This window comes from Kitasatospora sp. NPDC091207, from assembly GCF_044768625.1.
Taxonomy (GTDB): domain Bacteria; phylum Actinomycetota; class Actinomycetes; order Streptomycetales; family Streptomycetaceae; genus Kitasatospora.
Map to the genome: position 1 here is coordinate 116500 of NZ_JBIVVS010000006.1, position 21884 is coordinate 138383.

General features: G+C 72.4%; 21 protein-coding genes. 2 read left to right on the forward strand and 19 right to left on the reverse strand.

The features are described 5' to 3' along the window. Position 1: 1 nt before the first annotated feature. The 15 genes from ACIQTO_RS13625 to pgsA form a co-directional block, all read right to left on the reverse strand. Positions 2-553 carry an adenine phosphoribosyltransferase gene (locus ACIQTO_RS13625; protein WP_402387291.1) on the reverse strand — a complete coding sequence of 184 codons (552 nt, stop codon included), beginning with the start codon at positions 551-553 and terminating at the stop codon, positions 2-4. Positions 554-579: 26 nt separating this feature from the next. Next, positions 580-1686: a protein translocase subunit SecF gene (gene secF, locus ACIQTO_RS13630; protein ID WP_402387294.1), complete on the reverse strand. Its 1107-nt coding sequence runs from the start codon at positions 1684-1686 to the stop codon at positions 580-582. Positions 1687-1690: 4 nt separating this feature from the next. Beyond that, positions 1691-3466, reverse strand: coding sequence for a protein translocase subunit SecD (secD, locus tag ACIQTO_RS13635; protein ID WP_402387297.1), 1776 nt, complete (start codon positions 3464-3466; stop codon positions 1691-1693). Positions 3467-3611: 145 nt separating this feature from the next. Beyond that, positions 3612-4019 carry a preprotein translocase subunit YajC gene (gene yajC, locus ACIQTO_RS13640; RefSeq protein WP_402387299.1) on the reverse strand — a complete coding sequence of 136 codons (408 nt, stop codon included), beginning with the start codon at positions 4017-4019 and terminating at the stop codon, positions 3612-3614. Positions 4020-4265: 246 nt separating this feature from the next. Continuing rightward, positions 4266-5342, reverse strand: a complete 1077-nt coding sequence (gene ruvB, locus ACIQTO_RS13645) for a Holliday junction branch migration DNA helicase RuvB (protein ID WP_402387302.1) — start codon at positions 5340-5342, stop codon at positions 4266-4268. A 69-nt stretch (positions 5343-5411) separates the two neighbouring features. Further along, positions 5412-6023: a Holliday junction branch migration protein RuvA gene (ruvA, locus tag ACIQTO_RS13650; RefSeq protein WP_402387305.1), complete on the reverse strand. Its 612-nt coding sequence runs from the start codon at positions 6021-6023 to the stop codon at positions 5412-5414. Continuing rightward, positions 6020-6610, reverse strand: a complete 591-nt coding sequence (gene ruvC, locus ACIQTO_RS13655) for a crossover junction endodeoxyribonuclease RuvC (RefSeq protein WP_402387728.1) — start codon at positions 6608-6610, stop codon at positions 6020-6022. Before ruvC ends, ruvA begins: the two co-directional genes overlap by 4 nt. A 175-nt stretch (positions 6611-6785) precedes the next feature. Then, a complete protein-coding gene (locus ACIQTO_RS13660) occupies positions 6786-7544 on the reverse strand; it encodes a YebC/PmpR family DNA-binding transcriptional regulator (protein WP_380577380.1) in 759 nt (252 codons plus the stop codon). A 100-nt stretch (positions 7545-7644) separates the two neighbouring features. After that, a complete protein-coding gene (gene pdxT / locus ACIQTO_RS13665; protein WP_402387308.1) occupies positions 7645-8268 on the reverse strand; it encodes a pyridoxal 5'-phosphate synthase glutaminase subunit PdxT in 624 nt (207 codons plus the stop codon). Positions 8269-8321: 53 nt separating this feature from the next. After that, a complete protein-coding gene (gene pdxS / locus ACIQTO_RS13670) occupies positions 8322-9233 on the reverse strand; it encodes a pyridoxal 5'-phosphate synthase lyase subunit PdxS (protein ID WP_402387312.1) in 912 nt (303 codons plus the stop codon). A gap of 155 nt (positions 9234-9388) precedes the next feature. After that, positions 9389-9889, reverse strand: a complete 501-nt coding sequence (locus ACIQTO_RS13675) for a hypothetical protein (protein ID WP_360627364.1) — start codon at positions 9887-9889, stop codon at positions 9389-9391. A 73-nt stretch (positions 9890-9962) separates the two neighbouring features. After that, on the reverse strand, positions 9963-10334 hold the full coding sequence (locus tag ACIQTO_RS13680) for a 5-carboxymethyl-2-hydroxymuconate Delta-isomerase (RefSeq protein ID WP_402387315.1): 372 nt from the start codon (positions 10332-10334) through the stop codon (positions 9963-9965). Positions 10335-10429: 95 nt separating this feature from the next. Then, the gene (locus tag ACIQTO_RS13685; protein WP_402387318.1) at positions 10430-11614 is read right to left on the reverse strand and encodes a glycosyltransferase family 4 protein; all 1185 of its coding nucleotides are present in this window, start codon (positions 11612-11614) and stop codon (positions 10430-10432) included. Positions 11615-11645: 31 nt separating this feature from the next. Next, complete coding sequence (locus ACIQTO_RS13690) at positions 11646-12650, reverse strand: phosphatidylinositol mannoside acyltransferase (protein WP_402387321.1); 1005 nt, start codon at positions 12648-12650, stop codon at positions 11646-11648. A gap of 17 nt (positions 12651-12667) precedes the next feature. Then, complete coding sequence (gene pgsA / locus ACIQTO_RS13695; RefSeq protein WP_402387324.1) at positions 12668-13315, reverse strand: phosphatidylinositol phosphate synthase; 648 nt, start codon at positions 13313-13315, stop codon at positions 12668-12670. Positions 13316-13602: 287 nt separating this feature from the next. Between pgsA and ACIQTO_RS13700 the strand changes: the two genes are divergently transcribed. Then, positions 13603-15669, forward strand: a complete 2067-nt coding sequence (locus tag ACIQTO_RS13700) for an elongation factor G-like protein EF-G2 (protein WP_402387327.1) — start codon at positions 13603-13605, stop codon at positions 15667-15669. On the opposite strand, the gene ACIQTO_RS13705 is transcribed toward ACIQTO_RS13700, so the two are convergent. Continuing rightward, a complete protein-coding gene (locus ACIQTO_RS13705; RefSeq protein ID WP_402387330.1) occupies positions 15666-16100 on the reverse strand; it encodes a thiol-disulfide oxidoreductase DCC family protein in 435 nt (144 codons plus the stop codon). The genes ACIQTO_RS13700 and ACIQTO_RS13705 overlap by 4 nt on opposite strands. Positions 16101-16283: 183 nt before the next feature. Here ACIQTO_RS13705 and ACIQTO_RS13710 point away from each other — a divergent pair, with 183 nt between their 5' ends. Next, positions 16284-17930: a hypothetical protein gene (locus ACIQTO_RS13710; RefSeq protein WP_402387333.1), complete on the forward strand. Its 1647-nt coding sequence runs from the start codon at positions 16284-16286 to the stop codon at positions 17928-17930. Between the two features lie 63 nt (positions 17931-17993). On the opposite strand, the gene ACIQTO_RS13715 is transcribed toward ACIQTO_RS13710, so the two are convergent. From ACIQTO_RS13715 to ACIQTO_RS13725, 3 genes are all read right to left on the reverse strand, one after another. After that, complete coding sequence (locus tag ACIQTO_RS13715; protein WP_402387336.1) at positions 17994-18554, reverse strand: HIT family protein; 561 nt, start codon at positions 18552-18554, stop codon at positions 17994-17996. 80 nt (positions 18555-18634) lie between these two features. Then, positions 18635-20614, reverse strand: coding sequence for a threonine--tRNA ligase (gene thrS, locus ACIQTO_RS13720; protein WP_402387339.1), 1980 nt, complete (start codon positions 20612-20614; stop codon positions 18635-18637). A gap of 87 nt (positions 20615-20701) precedes the next feature. Further along, on the reverse strand, positions 20702-21874 hold the full coding sequence (locus tag ACIQTO_RS13725; protein WP_402387341.1) for a hypothetical protein: 1173 nt from the start codon (positions 21872-21874) through the stop codon (positions 20702-20704). Positions 21875-21884: the final 10 nt, after the last annotated feature.

A 21884-nucleotide genomic window follows, 5' to 3' on the forward strand; every position in this document is an offset into this window, starting at 1 on the left:
CTCAGACCGTGACCAGCGTTTCCAGCGGCGCGCCGCCCAGGTGGCCGGTCAACCGCTCCCGGCCGTCCAGGAAGCCCAGCTCCATCAGGACCACGACGCCCGCCAGCTCGGCGCCGGCCTCCTTGACCAGGTCCAGCGAGGCACCGATCGTCCCGCCGGTGGCCAGCACGTCGTCCACCACCAGCACCCGCTCACCGGGCGCGAAGGCGTCGCACTGCACCTCCAGCGTCGCCGAGCCGTACTCCAGCTCGTACGAGCGCCGGAACACCTCGCCGGGCAGCTTGCCCGCCTTGCGGATCGGCACGAAGCCGAGCCCGGCCGCGAAGGCCGCCGGGGCCGCCAGCACGAAGCCGCGCGCCTCCAGGCCCACCACCTTGGTCGCACCGAGGGTCGCGGCCCGCTCCGCCAGCGCCTTGGTGAGGGCCGCGAAGGCCTCGGCGTCGGCGAGCAGCGGCGCGATGTCCTTGAACAGCACACCCGGCTTCGGGTAGTCCGGGACGTCCCGGATCCGGCTGTTCAGCAGCTCGGCCAGTGCGGTGTCGGCGGTGGTCACGAAGAGTCCTTACGGTCGGTCGGGCGTCAGTGCTTGGTGGACGGACGGCCCTTGGCACGCGCGGTGCCGGCCGCCCGGCCGCGCTGACCGACCATACCCGCCGGCAGGTCGCCGTCGGCGATCTCCTCGCCCTCCGGCGCCTCGGCCGCCGCCGCGGCGGCCTTGGCCTCCGCGGCACGCCGCTGCGCGACCCGCTTGGCCAGCGCCTTCATCTCCGGCTGCTCCTCCTTGAGCTGCGCCAGCAGCGGGGTGGCGACGCAGATCGAGGAGTAGGCACCGGCCGCGAGGCCGATGAACAGGGCGAGCGAGATGTCGTTCAGCGTGCCGGCGCCCAGCAGGCCACCGCCGATGAACAGCAGCGCCGCCACCGGGAGCAGGGCGACCACCGTGGTGTTGAGCGAGCGGACCAGGGTCTGGTTGAGGCCCGCGTTGGCCGCCTCGCTGTAGGTGATCTTGTTCTGCTTGGTGAGCCCCTTGGCGTTCTCCTTCACGGTGTCGAAGACGACGACCGTGTCGTAGAGCGAGTACCCGAGGATGGTCAGGAAGCCGATCACCGTACCGGGGGTGACCTCGAAGCCCACCAGGGCGTAGACCCCGATGGTGATCAGGAGGTCGTGGATGAGGGCGACCAGGGCGGCCACCGCCATCCGCCACTCGAAGGCGATCGCCAGGTAGACCGTCACCAGGATCATGAAGATGATCAGGCCGGTGAGGGCCTTGTTGGAGATCTGCTCACCCCAGCTGGGGCCGATCACCTGGGTGTCGATCTCGGCGACCGGCACGCCGATCTCCTTGGACAGCTTGTCGGTGAAGACCGACGAGGAGACCTGCTCCTCGGAGCTGACCTGGATGCGGATCTTCTTGCCGTTGTCCACCTCCTGCACCAGCGGGTGCGAGTGGATGATCTTGTCCACCGCGTCCTGCGCCTGCGAGATGGTCAGCCCCGGCTTGGCGACGGTGTAGACCGAGCCGCCCTTGAACTCGATGCCGAGTTTCAGGCCCATGGCCAGGCCGACGGCGGCGACCAGCACGATCACGCCGGAGATGCTGTACCAGAGCTTGCGGCGACCGACGAAGTCGAAGCTGATTTCGCCCTGGTAGAGCCGGTGACCCAGATTGGAGAAGCGCGACACGGTGTCAGGCCTCCTTCACGGCGGCAGAGGAGGAGGAGCTGCGGCGACGGCTGCTGCGCAGCGGCGGGCGGGCGCCCAGGCGCTTCGGGTCCAGACCGGACCACGGGTGACCCTCGGAGAAGAACTTCCGGCGGGCCAGCAGGGTGATCAGCGGCTTGGTGAAGAGGAAGATCACCACGACGTCGAGCGCGGTGGTCAGGCCCAGCGTGAACGCGAAGCCCTGCACCTTGCCGACCGACACCAGGTACAGCACCGCGGCACAGAGGAAGGACACGAAGTCCGACACCAGGATGGTGCGCCGGGCGCGCGGCCAGGCCCGCTGGACCGCCGGGCGCAGCAGGGCGCCCTCGCGGACCTCGTCGCGGATGCGCTCGAAGTACACGATGAAGGAGTCGGCGGTGATACCGATCGCGACGATCGCGCCGCAGACGGCCGGCAGGTTCAGCGCGAAGCCGATCCCCGCGCCGAGCAGGCTCATGATCGAGTAGGTCAGGATGGCCGAGACGATCAGACCAGCGATCGAGACCAGGCCGAGGCCGCGGTAGTAGACCAGCGAGTAGAGCACCACCAGGACCATGCCGATCAGGCCGGCGATCAGGCCCGCCTTCAGCTGGTCCCCGCCGAGCTGCGGCGAGACGGTGGTGACGTCGTCGGTGGTGAACTCCAGCGGCAGGGCGCCGAAGCTCAGCACGTTGGCGAGACTCTGCGCCTCGGTCTGGGTGAAGCCGCCGGAGATCACGGCCGAGCCGCCGGGGATGGCGCCGCGGACGTACGGGTGGGAGACGACCTGGCCGTCCAGCACGATGGCGAACTGGTTGCTCGGGGCCTGCTGAGCGGCCAGCTTGGTGGTGATGTCGGTGAAGGCGTCGGTGCCCCTGCCGTTGAACTGGAGCTGGACCTGCCAGCCGCCGCCCTGCTGGGTGTCGATGGTGGCCTGCGCCTTGGAGACGTCGGCACCCTTCACCGAGACCGGGCCGAGGGCCAGCTTGTAGTAGATCCCGCGCTCGTCCTTCTGGGTGCAGGCGACGGCCGGCTGCTCCTCGGACTTCTGCAGGTTCTTGCGCTGCCCGGTCTGCGAGCAGTCGATGGCGGCGAACTCGGCGGCCAGCTCCGGCGGCACGGTGCCCGAGGTCATCGCCGCGGAGAGGTCCGCGTCACTCGGCGCGGTGGCCGGCGGGGTCGCGGCGGCACTGCCGGTGGCGCCCGGGGACGGGGTGGCGTCGGCGGCGAGGGCCTCGCCGACGGCGCGGCCCTGCTTGGTCGCGCTGGCGCTCGCGCTGGGCGCGCCCGCGGTGGCGGCGGCCGTTCCGGTGGCCGACGGGGTCGCGCTCGGGGCGGCGCTGCCGCTCGCCGAGGGGGACGCGGTCGGCGGCGGGACCTGGACACCGCTCGGGGCGAGGGCGAGGACCGGGCGGAAGTACAGCTGCGCGGTGGTACCGACCTGGTCGGCCGCCGTCTGCTTGTCGCCACCCTTGGGGATGTTGACGATGATGTTCCGGTCGCCCTGGGTCTGGACCTCAGCCTCGGAGACGCCCATCCCGTTGACCCGCTGCTCGATGATCCCGGTGGCGATGTCCATGTTGGACTTGTTGATCGCCTTGGGGTCGGTCGACTTCGCGCTCAGCGTGATGCTGGTACCGCCGGCGAGGTCGATACCCAGGCGGGGCTTGGTGTGGCCCGTCCCGAACATGAGGGCGACCAGTCCGACGGTGACCACCAGGATGAGGGCCAGCGCCCGCCCCGGGTAACCGTCGCGCGGGCGCGACTTGGGTGTTGCCACCTTGCTCGTTTCTCCCTGTCCATGCCACCTCCCCTACCGGACCCCCGTCCGGCTCGTGGCGGACGGGGGCGTGGCGGATCTGCGGCCCTGAGATCCTGTGGGCTCGCGGCCATGCGCCGCGCGGCCGGGCGAGTGCCCGACCGTACTACTTGCTCGCGTGAGCCCCGCCCTCGACGTCGCCCTTGTCGGCACCGTCCTTGGTGAGCGTCAGCGGCTTGTCCTCGACCGGCTCGGCGTCGGCGTCCTCGGCCTCCGGCTCGGACAGCTCGTCCTCGGCCGGGCGGCCGTTGATGATCGCGTCGTACTCCTGCGGGTCCAGGACCGCCGCGATCGCGCTCTTGGTGAAGTGGGAGACCACGCCGGGCGCGATCTCCAGCTCGACGGTCTCCTCGTTGACCGCCTTCACCTGGGCGTACAGGCCGCCGATGGTGCGCACTCCCGCCCCGGGCTCCAGCGCGGTCTGCATGTGCTGCTGCTGCTGCTGGCGCTTCTTCTGCGACCGGAACATGAGCACGATCGCGATGATCGGGAGGAGAAGGATGATGAGGTTCACTGCAGCCAGGGTCCTTTACGGGCCGCCGGCCGGCGGCCTGTGTGGTAATGGTCGGCCCGTCAGGTGAGAGGGGCGGTCCGGCGGAGTCTAGGCGACCCCGAACTGATCGGACAACGCCAAGCATCGCATCCTGCCGCCGAAAGTGGCGAGCCTGCGCCTGCACAGATTCCCCGGACTTCTCCCCCGGCTTCTCCGCGCGGACCTGCCGGGGCGTACCGGTGCCCCGATCGTCCCGGTGTCACCCGTTCAGCCCTCGTCCGCCGGGAAGAGTTCCGACTGGGCCGGCACCGCGCCCCGGGTGATCTGGACCGGCGGGGTCAGCCCGAGGTGCTGCCAGGCCGCGGCGGTGGCGATCCGGCCGCGCGGGGTCCGGGCCAGCAGGCCCTCGCGGACCAGGAAGGGCTCGGCGACCTCCTCGACCGTCTCGGCCTCCTCGCCCACCGCGACCGCCAATGTCGACAAGCCGACCGGTCCGCCGCCGAACAGCCGCAGCAGCGCGTCCAGCACCGCGCGGTCCAGCCGGTCCAGGCCGCGGGCGTCCACCTCGTAGACGTCCAGCGCCTGGGCGGCGATCTCCGGGGTGACCACGCCGTCGTGCCGGACCTGGGCGAAGTCGCGGACCCGGCGCAGCAGCCGGTTGGCGATCCGCGGGGTGCCCCGGGAGCGGCCGGCGATCTCGGCCGCGCCGGCCGGGTCGATCTCGACGTCCAGCAGCGCGGCCGAGCGGTGCACCACCCGCTGGAGCTCGGCGGGCGCGTAGAACTCCATGTGCCCGGTGAAGCCGAACCGGTCGCGCAGCGGCGGCGGCAGCAGCCCGGCCCGGGTGGTGGCGCCGACCAGGGTGAACGGCGGCAGCTCCAGCGGGATGGCGGTGGCCCCCGGGCCCTTGCCGACGATCACGTCGACCCGGAAGTCCTCCATCGCCATGTAGAGCATCTCCTCCGCCGGCCGGGACATCCGGTGGATCTCGTCCAGGAAGAGCACCTCGCCCTCGGCGAGCGAGGAGAGGATCGCGGCCAGGTCGCCCGCGTGCTGGATGGCCGGGCCGGAGGTGATCCGGATCGGCGCGCCCAGCTCGGCCGCGATGATCATGGAGAGGGTGGTCTTGCCGAGCCCGGGCGGGCCGCTCAGCAGGACGTGGTCGGGCGCGGTGCCGCGCTGGCGAGCGGCCTGCAGCACCAGGGACAGCTGCTCGCGCACCCGCTCCTGGCCGATGAACTCGTCCAGCTGCTTGGGGCGCAGCGCCGCCTCGACCGCCTGGTCCTCGCCGTCGGCGGCGGCCGTCACCAGCCGGTCGGCCGGGTCGGAGTCGTACGGGCTCATCGGTGCGGGCTCCAATGTCGACAAGGTGACAGATGGTCGGTGGGCGGCGGGTGGCGGGCGCGCCGCGGGTCAGCGGGTCCGGTTGAGGGTGCGCAGCGCGGCCCTGAGCAGCGCGCCCACATCGGTGACGGCCTGCGCCTCCGCCTCGGGCGTGACGGCGGTGACCGCCTCGTCCGCCTCGCGCGGCGCGTAGCCGAGGCCGACCAGTGCCGTGTGCAGCTGCTCGCTCCAGGGCGCCGGCCGGGCGGCGACCGGCTTCTGGGCCGGGACGCCGCCGTGCGGGGCGCCCAGCTTGTCCTTGTACTCCAGCAGCAGCTTGGCGGCCTTCGCCTTGCCGATGCCGGGGACGGCGATCAGCGCCTTCTCGTTGCCACCGGCCACGGCGGCGCGCAGCTCGTCCGGGCTGTGCACGCCGAGCATGGCCTGGGCGAGGCGCGGCCCGACGCCGGGCGCGGCCTGGAGGATCTCGAAGACGGCCCGCTCGTCGTCGTCGGCGAAGCCGTACAGGGTGAGCGAGTCCTCCCGGACGACCAGGGAGGTGGCGAGCCGGGCCGGCTCCCCCGGGCGCAGGCCCGCGGCCGTCGCCGGGGTGCACTGGACGGCCATGCCCACCCCGCCGACCTCGACGACGACGGTGCCGCCGCTGACGGCGGCCACCGGCCCTTGGACGAAGGCGATCATCGGGCGGCTCCTCGGGGGGATCGTGCGGAGTACGGGGCTCGGGCGCCGGTCGCGGTCCGGGCCGGCGCCCCGGCCGGCGCCGCCTTGGCGAGGGCGACGGCGATCCGGTCGCTCGCGCCGCCGCGCCAGATGTGGCAGATGGCCAGCGCCAGCGCGTCGGCGGCGTCGGCCGGCTTGGGCGGGGCGTCCAGTCGCAGCAGCCGCTGCACCATCGCGGTGACCTGGGCCTTGTCGGCCCGGCCGGAGCCGGTCACGGCGGCCTTGACCTCGCTGGGGGTGTGCAGGGTGACGGGGATGCCGCGCCGGGTCGCGCAGAGCATGGCGACCGCGCTGGCCTGGGCGGTGCCCATCACGGTGCGGACGTTGTGCTGGGCGAAGACCCGCTCGACGGCGACCAGGTCGGGCCGGTGCTCGTCGAGCCAGCTCTCTATCCCCTGCTCGACCAGCAGCAGCCGGGGCCCGATGTCCGCCTCGGCGGGCGTGCGCACCACCCCGACCCCGACCATCGTCAGCGGCCGGCCCGGCGCGCCGTCGACCACCCCGATCCCGCACCTGGTCAGCCCCGGGTCCACACCCAGTACCCGCACCACGGCCCCGCCTCTCAGTAACGCGTCGTTCGCCCGCGGGCGCTCCGGCCCACCGCCGGCACCCTGGCCGGCTCGCGCCGCGGCGACCAGCGAAGGCTACCGCCAGGGTCGGACAGTCCCGCCGACGACACCGGCCCGGTGGTCGTGGGACCACCGGGCCGGGAGGTGAGAACGATCACTCGGCGTCGAGCTGCGCACCGACCTCGTCGCTGATGTCGAAGTTGGCGAAGACGTTCTGCACGTCGTCGCTGTCCTCCAGGGCGTCGATCAGCTTCAGGATCTTGCGGGCGCCCTCGACGTCCAGCTCGACCTGCATGCTCGGGAGGAAGTTGGCCTCGGCCGAGTCGTAGTCGATGCCGGCGTCCACCAGCGCGGTCCGGACGGCGACCATCTTGGCGGCCTCGGAGACGATCTCGAAGGACTCGCCGAGGTCGTTGATCTCCTCGGGCTCCTGGTCGAGGACGACCTCGAACAGCTTGTCCTCGTCGACCCCGTCGGCCTTGGGGACGATCACGACGCCCTTGCGGTTGAACAGGTACGAGACCGAGCCCGGGTCGGCCATCGAGCCGCCGTTGCGGGTCATCGCGACGCGCACGTCGGAGGCGGCGCGGTTGCGGTTGTCGGTGAGGCACTCGATGAGGACGGCGACACCGTTCGGGCCGTAGCCCTCGTACATGATCGTCGAGTAGTCGGCCCCGCCGGCCTCGGCACCCGAGCCGCGCTTGACGGCGCGGTTGATGTTGTCGATCGGGACCGAGCTCTTCTTCGCCTTCTGGATGGCGTCGTAGAGCGTCGGGTTGCCGGCCGGGTCGCCGCCGCCGGTGCGCGCCGCCACCTCGATGTTCTTGATCATCTTGGCGAAGAGCTTGCCGCGCTTGGCGTCGATCACGGCCTTCTTGTGCTTGGTGGTAGCCCACTTAGAGTGGCCGGACATCGCCAGCTCCTTTACGTCGCCAAAGGGAAATGAACAGGAGGGATCTTACCGGTGCCGCGCACCGGCGGGGCGCACACGGTCCGCGTGCGGCGGCGAAGCGTTACCGGACCGCGGCCGCCAGGTGCTCCTCGACCATCCGCACGAAGTAACCGTGCACCCGGTGGTCTCCGGTCAGCTCGGGGTGGAACGAGGTCGCCAGCAGATTGCCCTGACGGACGGCCACGATCCGGCTCTCCGGACCGTCGGCGGCCGGCAGCTCGGCCAGCACCTGGACACCCGCGCCGACGGCCTCGACCCAGGGGGCGCGGATGAACACGCCGTGCACCGGGGCGTCGTCCAGGTCCTGGAAGGCGACACCGGACTCGAAGGACTCGTTCTGGCGACCGAAGGCGTTGCGACGCACGGTCATGTCGATGCCGCCCACGGTCTCCTGGTCCTCACGGCCGTCCAGGATCTTGTCGGCCAGCATGATCATGCCCGCACAGGTGCCGTAGACCGGCATGCCCGCCGCGACCCGCGCGCGCAGCGGGTCCATCACGCCGAACAGCAGCGCCAGCTTGGACATGGTGGTGGACTCCCCGCCGGGGATCACCAGCGCGTCGACCTCGGCCAGCTCCTCGGCACGGCGCACCGGGCGGGCGAGCGCGTCGGCCTCGGCCAGCGCGACCAGGTGCTCGCGGACGTCCCCCTGCAGGGCGAGGACGCCGATGACTGGAGTGCTCACGGTCTCAAACCTCTTCGATCGTTACGTCGTGTGTACGTGGCGCGGGGGGCCGACTACCAGCCGCGGTTGGCGTAGCGCTCGCTCTCGGGCAGGGTGTCGCAGTTGATGCCGACCATGGCCTCGCCCAGGTTGCGGGAGGCGTCCGCGATGATCTTCGGGTCGTCGTAGAAGGTGGTGGCCTTGACGATGGCGGCGGCACGCTTGGCCGGGTCGCCCGACTTGAAGATGCCGGAGCCGACGAAGACGCCCTCGGCACCGAGCTGGCGCATCAGCGCGGCGTCGGCCGGGGTGGCCACACCACCGGCGGAGAACAGCACGACCGGCAGCTTGCCGAGCTCGGCGACCTCCTTGACCAGCTCGTACGGAGCGCGCAGGTCCTTGGCGGCGGCGAACAGCTCGTTGTTGTCGAAGCCGCGCAGGCGGGCGATCTCGTTCTTGATCTGACGCAGGTGGCGGACGGCCTCGACGACGTTGCCGGTGCCGGCCTCACCCTTGGAGCGGATCATGGCCGCGCCCTCGGCGATACGGCGCAGGGCCTCGCCCAGGTTGGTGGCGCCGCAGACGAACGGCGTGGTGAACGCCCACTTGTCCGAGTGGTTGACCTCGTCGGCCGGGGTCAGCACCTCGGACTCGTCGATGTAGTCCACGCCGAGCGACTGCAGGACCTGGGCCTCGACGAAGTGGCCGATCCGGGACTTGGCCATGACCGGGATCGAGACCGCGGCGATGATCTCCTCGATCATGTTCGGGTCCGACATGCGCGCGACGCCGCCGTCCTTGCGGATGTCGGCGGGGACGCGCTCCAGCGCCATGACGGCGACAGCGCCGGCGTCCTCGGCGATCTTGGCCTGCTCGGCGTTGACCACGTCCATGATCACACCGCCCTTGAGCTGCTCGGCCATGCCGCGCTTCACCCGGGCGGTACCGATCTGCGGCTGGTCTGCGGTGGTGGGGGTGGTGGACACGTGAGACCTCACTCGAAGATGAACCAGTGCTATCGCCCTATGGTAGGCGGAAAAAGTGGTCTCTCCATGCGCCTTCAAGTCCAGCCTGGCCGACGGGATACGACAAACAGGCCGGATCCGGGCACCCCCGGTCCGGCCTGTGAGACGGCGAACGCTCAGGCCGGAGCGCCCTCCGGGGTCAAGGCGAGCGGCGGGGCGTCGTCCATCTCGAAAGCCATCGGGAACGGCGCCTTGCCCGCCAGTCGGAAGTAGCGCACCAGCCGGTGCTCGCGCACCGCCCGGGCCGCGCGCACCGCGTCGTTGTGGAACCGACGCGCCATCGGCACCCGGCGCACCGCGGCCGTCAGCTCCTTCACCGCCTCCTCGCCGCCCGGTTCGGCGACCAGCACGGCGACCTGCTCCGGCTCGGCGAACACCGCCCGCAGCGCCATGCTGAGCTGACTCTCCGCCACCTCGCGCTGCTCGTCGTCGGCCTGCCGGGCCGCGTGCGCGGCGTCCAGCAGCAGCAGCGAGGCCGCCGGGTCCAGCAGCGAGGAGGCGGCCAGCTCGATCGCCACCGAGGCCCGCCGGACCAACTGCGCGTCCAGCGCCGCCCGCGCGGCGTCGATCCGGGCGTGCAGCCGGTCCAGCCGGCCGGCCGTCCAACTCAGGTACATGCCGAACAGCACCACGGCCACGCCGGCCCAGATCCAGGTAGTCACGGGGCGCTACGCTACCCCGTGCCCGGCATCAGCCCTCGGCGGTGGCACTGCGGTAGCTGTCCCGGTCGATGTCCGCGATGTTGACGGCGGTGAACAGCCGGGTGCCCGGCGCGGGCGCGATCCGCTCGGCCAGCAGCGCCAGCACGGCGTCGCTCAGCGCGGCCTTCGCCGCCGGGGTGCGGCCCGGGAAGATCTGGAACTCGACGTACACCTGGGCGTCACCGCCCTCGCCGTCGCCGTCGCCGACCACGAAGTCCCGCGCCTCGCGGAAGACCGTCTTGCACGCCCCGGGGCTGGCGTCGATGGTCTTCACGACGAGCCGGTTGATGGCCAGGCCCAGCTCCCGGCGGTCGAAGGCGCCGGCCAGGCTCGGGGAGTAGTCGACGGAGATCTGCGGCATCCGGTGCCTCCAGGGGTCACGATGATCGGTTGGTCCGGCAGCCCCAACCCCGCGGGGCCCCCGTCGATTCCCGGCCCGGCCCGGAACGGCCCAGGTCAGTCCCGGGCCAGCCCGAACCGGCCGCGCCGGCCCCCGCGCTCGTCCTCCCCGACCACCGCCACCGTGCCGGCCGTCACCGTCTCGTACACCGCCAGGATGTCCGCGCCGACCGTCGACCAGTCGAACCGCCGTACGTGCCGGGACGCCGCCTTGCGCAGCTCCTCCAGCCGGCCCGGGTCCCCCAGCAGCCGCAGCGCCGCCGCGGCCAGCGCGTCCGCGTCCTCGACCGGGAACAGCTCCCCCGCGTCACCCCCGTCCAGCACCTGCTTGAACGCGTCCAGGTCACTCGCCAGCACCGGGGCGCCCGCCGACATCGCCTCCACCAGGATGATCCCGAAGCTCTCGCCGCCGGTGTTCGGCGCCACGTACAGGTCGACGCTGCGCAGCAGCCGCGCCTTGTCCCGGTCACTGACCATGCCGAGGAACTCCACCTGGGCGCGGACCTCGGGCGCCAGCCCGGCGACCGCCTCCTCCTCGTCACCCTTGCCGGCCACCAGCAGCCGCACCCCCGGCCGCGCGGCCAGGATCCGCGGCAGCGCGGCCAGCAGCGTCGGCAGGCCCTTGCGCGGCTCGTTGATCCGGCCGATGAAGCCGATCGTGCCGGGCTCGCCGGCGGCCGCCCCACCGGTCCAGCGCGCGTCCGGCTCCGCCTCCGCGAAGAACCCGACGTCCACGCCGTTGGGGATCACCACCGCGTCGCCGCCCAGGTGCTCGACCAGGGTCCGCCGGGCGTACTCGCTCACCGCGATCCGGGCGCGCATCTTCTCCAGGCCCGGCTGGAGGATCGGCGAGGCCGCGATCATCGCCCGCGAACGCGGGTTGGAGGTGTGGAAGGTGCCGACCATCGGCCCGGACGCCGACCAGGCCGCCAGCATCGACAGGCTCGGCGAGGCCGGCTCGTGCACGTGCAGGATGTCGAACCGGCCCTCGTTCAGCCAGCGCCGGACCCTCGCCGCCGACAGGATGCCGAAGCTCAGCCGCGCCACCGAGCCGTTGTACGGCACCGCCACCGCCCGCCCGGCCGAGACCACGTACGGCGGCAGCGCCTCGTCGTCCTCGGCGGGCGCCAGCACCGACACGTCGTGGCCGAGGCCGATCAGGTGCTCGGCCAGGTCACGGATGTGGAACTGCACCCCGCCGGGAACGTCCCAGTCGTACGGGCAGACGATGCCGATCTTCACTGGTTCCTCGTGATCCTGTAGGTACGGCGGGTCAGGGCCCGGAGGCCTCGGCGGCGGGCTCGCCGGCCGGGGCGGGACGGGCGGGGTCGGCCGGGTGCCCGGCCCGGTGGCCGGCCCCGGCCGGCAGCGCCGCCTCGTCCACCGTCGCACGGACCGGCAGGTCGGCCAGCCAGAACCGCTGCAGCATGTGCCAGTCCTCGGGGTGCTCGCGGATGCCCCGCTCCCAGACGTCCGCCATCGCCTGCACCATCGCCTGGGTCTTCTCCCGGCGGTCCCCCTCCGCCGGCACGGGCACCTCGGGGTGGATCCGCACCCGCAGCAGCGGGCCGTCGTACCAGAGCGAGACCGGCAGCAGCGCCGCCCCGGTCCGCTGGCAGAGCGCCGCCGGACCGGCCGGCATCCTGGTCGCCTCACCGAAGAAGGTCACCTCGATCCCGGCCTCGGAGAGGTCCCGGTCGCCGACCAGGCAGACCAGCTTCCCCTCGCGCAGCCGGCGGGCCAGCGTGCCGACGACATTCACCCCGCCGCCGGTCAACGCGAGCACCTCCATGCCGAGGCTCTCCCGGAACGCCACGAAGCGGTCGAACAGCTTCTCTGGCTCCAGCCGCTCCGCGACCGTGGTGAACGGGTACCCCTCCAGCGCCACCCAGGCGCCCGCGAGGTCCCAGTTGCCCATGTGCGGCAGCGCGGCCAGCGCGCCGCGGCCGGACTCCATCGCCGCCCGCAGCTGCTCGAAGCCCTCCACCTGGACATCGCGCGCCACCCGCTCCCGGCTCCACACCGACAGCCGGAAGGACTCCATCCAGTACCGCATGTACGAGCGCATCCCGGCCCGCGACAGCTCCCGCAGCCCGGCCTCGTCCAGCCCCGGACGGACCCGCCGCAGATTCGCCTCCAGCTGGAGCACCCGCTTGCCGCGCCTGCGCCACGCGAAGTCGGCGATCCGGTCGAACAGACCCCGCGCCGCCGGCTCGGGAAGGTGCCGCAGCACCGCCCAGCCCGACGCGTAGGCCGCGTACACCAGTCGGTCCTTCACCGAAGGCCCGCCCCCCTTCAGTTCCCGGCCGCCGCTCGGTCGGCCTCGAACGCCTCCCGGCGCACCGTCACCATCCGCTGGACCACCGTGACCAGACTGCCCGCGGCCACCAGCCACAGCGCGACCGGCAGCAGCCACTCCACGTAGGGCACCCCGAAGGTGTGCAGGCCCGCGACGCCGGCCGCGACCAGGCTGATCACCAGCCGCTCGGCCCGCTCCACCAGCCCCGAGACATCGCAGGGCAGACCCTGGCTCTCCGCCCGCGCCTTGGTGTACGAGACCACCAGGCCGCTCGCCAGGCAGAAGATCGCCACCGCGCAGAGCAGATTGTTGTCGCCCTGGCCCGCGTACCACATCGCCAGTCCGCCGAAGATCGCCGCGTCCGCCACCCGGTCCAGCGTGGAGTCCAGGAAGGCACCCCACTTGCTGGTCCGGCCCAGCTGGCGGGCCATGTTCCCGTCCACCAGGTCCGAGAAGATGAACAGCGTGATCGTGATGGTGCCCCAGAAGAACTCCCCACGCGGGAAGAACACCAGCGCACCGGCCACCGACCCGGCGGTACCGATCAGCGTCACCGCGTCCGGGCTCACGCCCAGCCGGATCAGGAACGCGGCGAACGGGGTCAGGACACGTGTGAAGAAGGCACGCGCGTATTTGTTGAGCATGGCCTTCCGGACCGCTCCGATCTCCCTGGTACCCGCCTGCGGCAGAGTGCGCGGCAGACGGCCGGACGGATCAGCCCACCCGGCGCACCCATGGTAGCCACGCCGACGACACGCCTGAGCGCACCGCACCGCCCACCGGCCCCCGCCGCCCCGCCCGCCCGGCGGACCCGCCACCCTCGGCGCACGGGCGCGCACACCCGGTCACCGCGCTCCCCACGACACGCGGCGCCCCGAAGACCGCCCCTAGACTTTTCACGACAGTCTCGGCGCGACGGGAGGAGACCCCGATGCCCGACCGCAGCACCGCACGATCCGGCCAGGCGCCCACCGTCACCGACCCGGGGCAGCTGCGCAACGTCGTCCTCATCGGCTGCGGCGGCGTGGGCAAGACCACGCTCGCCGAATCCCTCGCCCTCGCCGCCGGCGCGGTCGGCCGGGCCGGACGCGTCACCGACGGCAACACCGTCTCCGACCACGAGGAGATCGAGCACCAGCAGCAGCGCTCCGTGCAGCTGTCGCTGCTCCCCCTCGAATGGAACGGCGTCAAGATCAACCTGATCGACCCGCCCGGCCACCCCGACTTCACCGCCGACCTGCGGGCCGCCCTGCACGCCGCCGACGGCGCCGTCTTCGTCGTCTCCGCCACCGACCCGGTCACCAACCCCACCCGAGCCCTGTGGCGCGAGTGCGCCGCCGAAGGCATCCCCCGGGCCATCGCCGTCGCCAAGTTCGACATCGCCCGCAGTGACTTCGACGACATCCTCACCGCCTGCCACGACGCCTTCGGACTGGGCCCGGACACCCTGCGCCCGCTCTTCCTCCCCGTCCACCACGACGGCCACCCGGCCGGCACCGTCGACCTGCTCACCGGCCGCGCCTACGGCGCCGCCGAGCCGCTGCCCGACACCGGCCCCGCCCGCGAGAGCCTCGTCGAGGCCATCTCCGGCCAGGACGACACCCTGATGGAGCGCTACCTCGCCGGCGAACCGCTCGACACCGACGCCCTCGAAGCCGGACTGCGCCGCGAGGTCCTCGCCTGCGCCCTGCACCCCGCCCTGCCCACCACCGACCGCGGGCTCGGCGCCGCCGAACTCCTCGACCTGATCACCACCGCGTTCCCCGACCCCACCGAACGCACCCGCCCCGGCCCCGACTGCGACCCCGACGCCCCCCTCGCCGCCCAGGTCGTGCGCGTCACCGCCGACGCCTACGTCGGCCGGATCAGCCTGCTGCGGATCTACGCCGGCACCCTGCGCCCCGATACCCGCGTCCACCTGTCCGGCCCGGACCACCCCGGGGAGCAGGACGGCGACGAACGCGTCACCGGCCTCACCAGCCCCTTCGGCAAACTGCAACGGCCCGTGCCGCACGCCGTCGCCGGAGACCTCGTCTGCGCCGCCAAGGTCACCACCGCCCGCGCCGGCGACACCGTCCACGAGCCCGGCCACCCCGTGAAGCTCGACGGCTGGCCGCTGCCCGAGTCACTGCTGCCGATCGCCATCGAGGCGCACAGCAAGGCCGACGACGACCGGCTCTCCCAGGCCCTCGCCCGGCTCACCGCCGAGGACCCGGCGCTGCGCCTGGAGCAGAACCCCGACACCCACCAGCTGGTCCTCTGGTGCACCGGCGAGGCCCACGCCGACGTCGTCCTCGACCGGCTCCGCGGCCGGCACGGCGTCCACGTCGACACCGTCGAGCCGAAGGTCGCCCTGCGCGAGACCTTCGGCACCGCCGCCGCCGGCCACGGCCGGCTGGTCAAGCAGTCCGGCGGGCACGGCCAGTACGCGATCTGCGAACTGGAGGTCGAACCGCTGCCGGCCGGCGCCGGCTTCGAGTTCCAGGAGCACGTCGTCGGCGGCGCCGTGCCCAAGCACTTCATCCCCTCGGTCGAGAAGGGCATCCGCGCCCAGCTCGCCAAGGGCGTCGGCGCCGGCTACCCGCTCGTCGACATCCGGGTCACCCTCACCGACGGCAAGGCGCACTCCGTCGACTCCTCGGACTCCGCCTTCCAGAACGCCGCCGCCCTCGCCCTGCGCGACGCCGCCGAGCACGCTGTCATCCGCCTGCTCGAACCCGTCTCGGCCGTCAGCGTCCTGCTGCCCGACGACTACCTCGGCGCCGTCCTCGGCGACCTCTCCGCCCGCCGCGGCCGGGTCCTGGGCACCGAGACCGGCGGGCCCGGCCTCACCCTGCTGCGCGCCGAGGTCCCCGATCTCGAACTCGCCCGCTACCCCGTCGACCTGCGCTCCCTCACCCACGGCACCGCCGAGTTCTCCCGGGCCCACCTGCGCCACGAACCGATGCCCGCCGCCCTCGCGGCGAAGTACGCCGACCGGCCGGCCCCGTCCGCCTAGCGCCGCGGCAGCGCGCAGGCCGGCGTACCCCCCGGCATCCGGTGCCGGTTCCTCGCCACCCAGCGGTACAGCACGCCCGCGACCGGCCGTACCGGGGCCAGCGCCAGCGCCCCGCCCAGGTACGCCCAGGCCCCGCCCGAACGCATCAGCAGCCGGGCCACCGCCTGCGCGCCGCCGTACACCCGGCCCGCCGGCGTCACCCAGAGCACCTCGCGCTCGGCGCGCTCCCAGGACACCTCACCGTGCCCACCGGCGTGCGCGTCCAGCTCCGCCAGGTCCGCGAACTGGAACGGCACCGCCTCCCAGCCGCCCGACGCCAGCGTCTGCCGCAGGTACCGCTCCGCCCAACCGGCACACGTCGTGCAGAACGCGCAGTCCCCGTCGAAAACCAGTACCGGATCCTTCATGACGACTCCCTGCGTACGGTCCATGCGCCCATCGTGCCCCACTGCGCCGGATCGCTCCCGCACAGGGGTATCGCGCCACCGAAAGCTGGGCATCATGCCCCACGAGCCCGTCGTGGCCCGAACGTGACGGCACTTCAGACGATCATCCGCGCGCCGGTACCGCGGCACGGTAACCTGCCGCTGACAAGGGGAGGAGGGGACGCCACCGTGACGACACTCGACATGACCCCGGGTGCGCAGATACCCCGGACCGACACCGGCCCGCAGACCGCCGTCACCCAGGCGCTCTCCTCGGCCGCCTACCGCGACGGCGAGGTCCGCGGGTTCGTCGAGACGGTCACCCACGCCACGGAGAAGAAGGGGCGCTTCGCCCTCTTCCGCCCCAATCTCGGTGAGGCCTTCAGCCGCGCCGTCGTGGGCCGCACCCTCGGCGGCGACCGCAAGCCGCTCGTCCCGTCCTTCGGCATCGACACCCGCCAGATCGTCGAGCACTGCCTGGCCGCCGAGGACCTCCGGGCCGCCCGCGACCGCAGGCTCACCACCGTCACCGTCGTCACCGGCGTGCTGTTCCTGCCCGGCACCCTGCTCTGGCTCGGCGCCTTCCAGCTGCGTGCCTGGCTGAAGCGGGACAACCCCAAGAACGCGGCCTTCTTCGGTGCCCTGGTGCTCGCCGCGGCCGCCGCCGTCGCCGTGCTCCTCGCCGTCAAGCCGCCCGCCGGCGGCCTGTTGGGCGTCTACCTGCGCATCGTGATGCTCGCGCCGGTGGTCGGCTGGTACCTCGCCAAGCGCATCGTGGTCGCGTCCGCCGTCGACCTGCGCGCCCGCTGGCTGGACCTCGTCGAGGGCAACGCCGTCGCCGCCACCGTCCCCCGGGCCGTCCCCCGGGACGACCTGGACAAGAAGGCCGCCGACCTGCGCGCCAAACTCGGCCGCCTGGAGGGCGAGCAGGAGACCAACATCCAGCACTACGCCGGCCCCAAGGGCATCCTCGGCGCCGGCCGGCGCTGGGGCGAGTGGAAGATGGTCGACGCCCTGCGCCCGGCGGAGGGCCACGCCGACTTCCGCGCGTTCCACCCCTGGGACCTCGTCCGCAAGATCGCCGGCCATCTCAAGGGCCTCGGCATCAGCGAGGTCGCCAACAGCGGCATCCCCAACGTCGCGGTCAAGCAGTGGGTGGTCTACGAGGTCGGCGAGGGCGCCGACGAGATCGGCCGGCCCGACAACGCCGACATGGACGGCGACCGGATGCGCGAGTTCGCCGTCCAGACCATCGCCGACAAGCAGACCTTCCCGGGCGGGCCGCGGCACTATCTGGCCACCCAGTTCGTGACGCACGACGGCAAGCTGGTCCTCACCTTCACCGTCACCGTCGTCCTGCTCGCGCACACCCTGAACGTCAGCGTGGCGGGCTACGCGCTCGGCCCGGTCAACGGCGTCTTCTCCGACAAGCCCAAGGACAAGGAGAAGTCCGTCCCGAAGAGCCTGAAGTTCTGGGAGGAACGGACGGTCAAGCTCCCCCTGATCGACAACGACGAGGTGGTCCGGCAGGCCGTCCGCGCACCCCTCTACCGCAGCCCCGGCCTGCTCGCCTGGCTCGGCGGCGGCCTCGGCCTGCCCGAGCCGTTCGGGATGCGGCACGTCTGGGCCGCACCGCCCTGGAACACCCGGTCGATGACCGACAACGCGCTCAACGCGGCCACCCCCGTGCTCACCGCCGTCCACGCGGCCGTCCTGGAGTTCCTGGAGGAGCACGACCTCGACACCGAGCGCTTCTTCAAGAACCGCGCCTCGATCATCAAGTCCGAGGCCCAGGGCACCCGGCCCTACAAGGTCGACCAGTACGACGCGGGCTGACCGGCACGACGCGTGGGGCCCCGCCGGAGGAATCCGGCGGGGCCCCACGCGTGTTCGCCGGGCTCAGCCCCGCGGCCAGGCCTCGGCCAGCATCTTGCGGGTGTCCGCCAGCAGCTGCGGCAGCACCTTGGTGTGGCCGACCACCGGCATGAAGTTGGTGTCCCCGCCCCAGCGCGGCACCACGTGCTGGTGCAGGTGCGCCGCGATCCCGGCACCGGCCGCCGCGCCCTGGTTCATCCCGATGTTGAACCCGTGCGCCCCCGAGGCCGCCCGCAGCGCCGCCATCGCCTTCTTGGTGAACACCGCCAGCTCGGCCGTCTCCGCCTCGTCCAGCTCGGTGTAGTCCGCGACGTGCCGGTACGGGACCACCATCAGGTGCCCGCCGTTGTACGGGTACAGGTTCAGCACCGCGAACACGGCGCCGCCACGAGCGACGACCAGCCCGTCCTCGTCGCTCAGCGACGGGATCGAGCAGAACGGACAACCGTCGTCCGGAGCCGGGCCGGTGGGCTTGTTCTCGCCCTGGATGTAGGCCATCCGATGGGGGGTCCACAGGCGGCGGAAGCCGTCCGGCTCACCGACGCCCCGCTGCAGTTCCGGCTCAGTCGTCATGCTGATCAGCATATTCGTACGGCGTGGCTTGCAAAGCAGTGCGGGGCAGACTCCCTGGGGAGACTGCCCCGCACCGGGTGCCGTTCCCGGCGTCACACCTGGACGCGGCGCTCCACGGCGTCCACGATCTCGGCGACGGCGTCCGCGACCGGCACGCCGTTCTTCTGCTCGCCGTTGCGGTAGCGGAAGGACACCGCGCCCGCCTCGACGTCGTCGTTGCCGGCGATCAGCATGAACGGCACCTTGGTCTTCTGGGCGTTGCGGATCTTCTTCTGCATCCGGTCGTCCGAGGTGTCCACCTCGACCCGGATCCCGCGCTTCTTCAGCTCGGCCGCGACCTCCAGCAGGTACGGCACGTGCTCGTCGGTGATCGGGATGCCGGTCACGGTGACCGGGGCCAGCCACGGCGGCATGGCGCCGGCGTAGTGCTCCAGCAGCACCGCGAAGAACCGCTCGATCGAGCCGAACAGCGCCCGGTGGATCATGACCGGCCGCTGGCGCGAGCCGTCCGCCGCCGTGTACTCCAGGTCGAAGCGCTCGGGCAGGTTGAAGTCCAGCTGGATGGTCGACATCTGCCAGGTGCGGCCGATGGCGTCCCGCGCCTGGACCGAGATCTTCGGGCCGTAGAAGGCCGCGCCGCCCGGGTCCGGGACCAGCGGCAGGCCCTGCTTCTCGGCCACGCTCGCGAGCACCGCGGTGGCCTCCTCCCAGGCCTCGTCCGATCCGACGTACTTGACCGGATCCTTGGTGGAGAGCTCCAGGTAGAAGTCGGTCAGACCGTAGTCGCGCAGCAGGTTGAGCACGAAGGTCAGCGTGGAGTCGAGCTCCTCCGCCATCTGCTCACGGGTGCAGTAGATGTGCGCGTCGTCCTGGGTGAAGCCGCGGGCCCGGGTCAGGCCGTGCACCACACCGGACTTCTCGTACCGGTACACCGTCCCGAACTCGAAGAGGCGCAGCGGCAGTTCACGGTAGGAACGGCCGCGCGCGTCGAAGATCAGGTTGTGCATCGGGCAGTTCATGGGCTTCAGGTAGTAGTCCACGCCCTCGTCGAGCTGCATGGGCGGGTACATACCGTCGGCGTACCAGTCGAGGTGGCCGCTCTTCTCGAAGAGCTTCCCCTTGGTGGCGTGCGGGGTGTAGACGAACTCGTAGCCCTCGTCCTCGTGCCGCTTGCGCGAGTAGTCCTCCATCGCGCGGCGGATGATGCCGCCCTTGGGGTGGAAGACGGCGAGGCCGGAGCCGATCTCCTCCGGGATGGAGAAGAGGTCGAGCTCGTTGCCGAGCTTGCGGTGGTCGCGCTTCTCGGCCTCGATCAGGAAGTCGAGGTGCGCCTTCAGCTCGTCCTTGGTCGGCCAGGCGGTGCCGTAGATGCGCTGCAGCATCGGGTTCTTCTCGCTGCCGCGCCAGTAGGCGGCCGCGTTGCGCATCAGCTTGAACGCCGGGATCATCCGGGTGGACGGCAGGTGCGGGCCGCGGCAGAGGTCGCCCCAGCACTGCTCGCCGGTCTTGGCGTCCACGTTGTCGTAGATGGTCAGCTCGCCCGCGCCGACCTCGACGTCGGCGCCCTCGCCGGCGGTGGCGGCGGAGCCCTTGAGGCCGATCAGCTCCAGCTTGTACGGCTCGGCGGCCAGCTCCTCGGCGGCGGCCTCGTCGGTGACCACCCGGCGGGAGAACTTCTGGCCCCGCTTGATGATCTCCTGCATCTTCTTCTCGATGGCCTTGAGGTCATCGGGGTGGAACGGCTTCTCGACGTCGAAGTCGTAGTAGAAGCCGTCCTTGACCGGCGGGCCGATGCCGAGCTTGGCCTCCGGGAAGAGCTGCTGCACGGCCTGGGCCATGACGTGCGCGGTGGAGTGGCGCAGGATGTCCAGGCCGTCCTTGCTGCCGATCTCGACCGGCTCGACCTCGTCGCCGTCCTGCACGGCGTACGCGAGGTCCTTGAGCCGGCCGCCGACGCGGGCGGCGATGATCGAGCGGTCGTCGGCGAAGAGCTCGGCGGCCGTAGTGCCCGTGGTCACCACGCGCTCTTCCCGATCGGGTTCGCGGTTGATGATTACCCGGACGTCCGTCACCGGTCTCTCCTGACGTGCTGGATTCATAGGACGCAACACTGCGCTGCGCGTGACGATGGTACCGAGAGCGCCGGACCCGCCGTGCACCTATGCCCCCGGTCCCCCTTCTCCCAGGGTCTTCAGCAGCCGCTCCCGCTCGTCCTCCTCCAGGCCGCACGGTTCCAGGGCGCCCGGGTGGGTGAGCCGCCGGAAACCGCCGCGCCGCTCCAACCGGCCGCTGACCCGCACCGGGGCGCCCGCCAGATGGGCTTCGACGGCCACCCGGTAGGCCCGGTCGACGAGCCGCACCCGCACCTCGCTGACCTCCGCGCCGCCGAGCACCTTCAGCCGGACGCTGCCCGGCCCGGCCGGGTCCGCGCGCTTGAGCCGGACGACCAGGCCGACCACGGTGACCGCGACCGCCGGTTCGATCCGCTCCAGCAGGGCGGCGGCCTCCTCCAGCGCGGGCAGGTCCCCGGGCGAGAACTCCAGCGCGATCCGCCGGTCGCCGAAGCCGCCGGGCGGGCCGGCGGCGGCCGACCAGGCGACGGTCAGCTGCGCCGCCGTCGCGCCGCGCACCAGTTCCTCGACGGACTGCACCAGCTCCCGGCTGACCCCGGCCTGCACCGCGTTCTCGAAGGCCTCCGGGCCCCCGCTGACCCGGCGGTAGTCCACGGCGTCCCGCAGCGCCTCCAGCGCGCGGACCAGGGTGGTGACCACGACCCGTCCCTCGGGCGCGGGGGTGTACGCGGTGAGCCCGGCGCCGCTGTCCGCCACCGGGCCGCCGCCGACCACCAGCACCTGCTCCAGGAAGTCCCCGGCCCAGGTGTCCAGCCGGGCGCCGAAGTAGGCGGCCCTGCTCCGCCCCGCCTTGGCCCCGGCGGCGAGCATCGCCCGGGCCGCCCGCTGGAGCCGCTCGGCGTCGTCCCAGGGCGTGGCGTGGGCCGGTCCCGGCAGCTCGCGCCGCCACCGCAGCTCGTCCCCGGGCACCGTCAGCGCGAGCAGGATCGAGCGGGCGGACGGGCTGCGCGAGCGCGACAGCGCGGTGACGGCGTCGGCGAGCAGCTCGACGGCGTCGTCGAAACCCCCGGCGGCCGGCACCAGCAGACTGGTGCCGGGGTCGGAGTCGCCCGGGGGTGTCCACCGGCCGTACCGGGCCGAGGGGCCGCCGCGCCGGACCCAGCCGTGCCGGGCGAGCAGGGTGGCGAGCACCGCCGGGTCGACGGCCGCCGGGTCGGGCAGCGCCCGGACGGCCTCCTGCGGCCCGTGTGGCAGCGTCATGGTCCTGCTC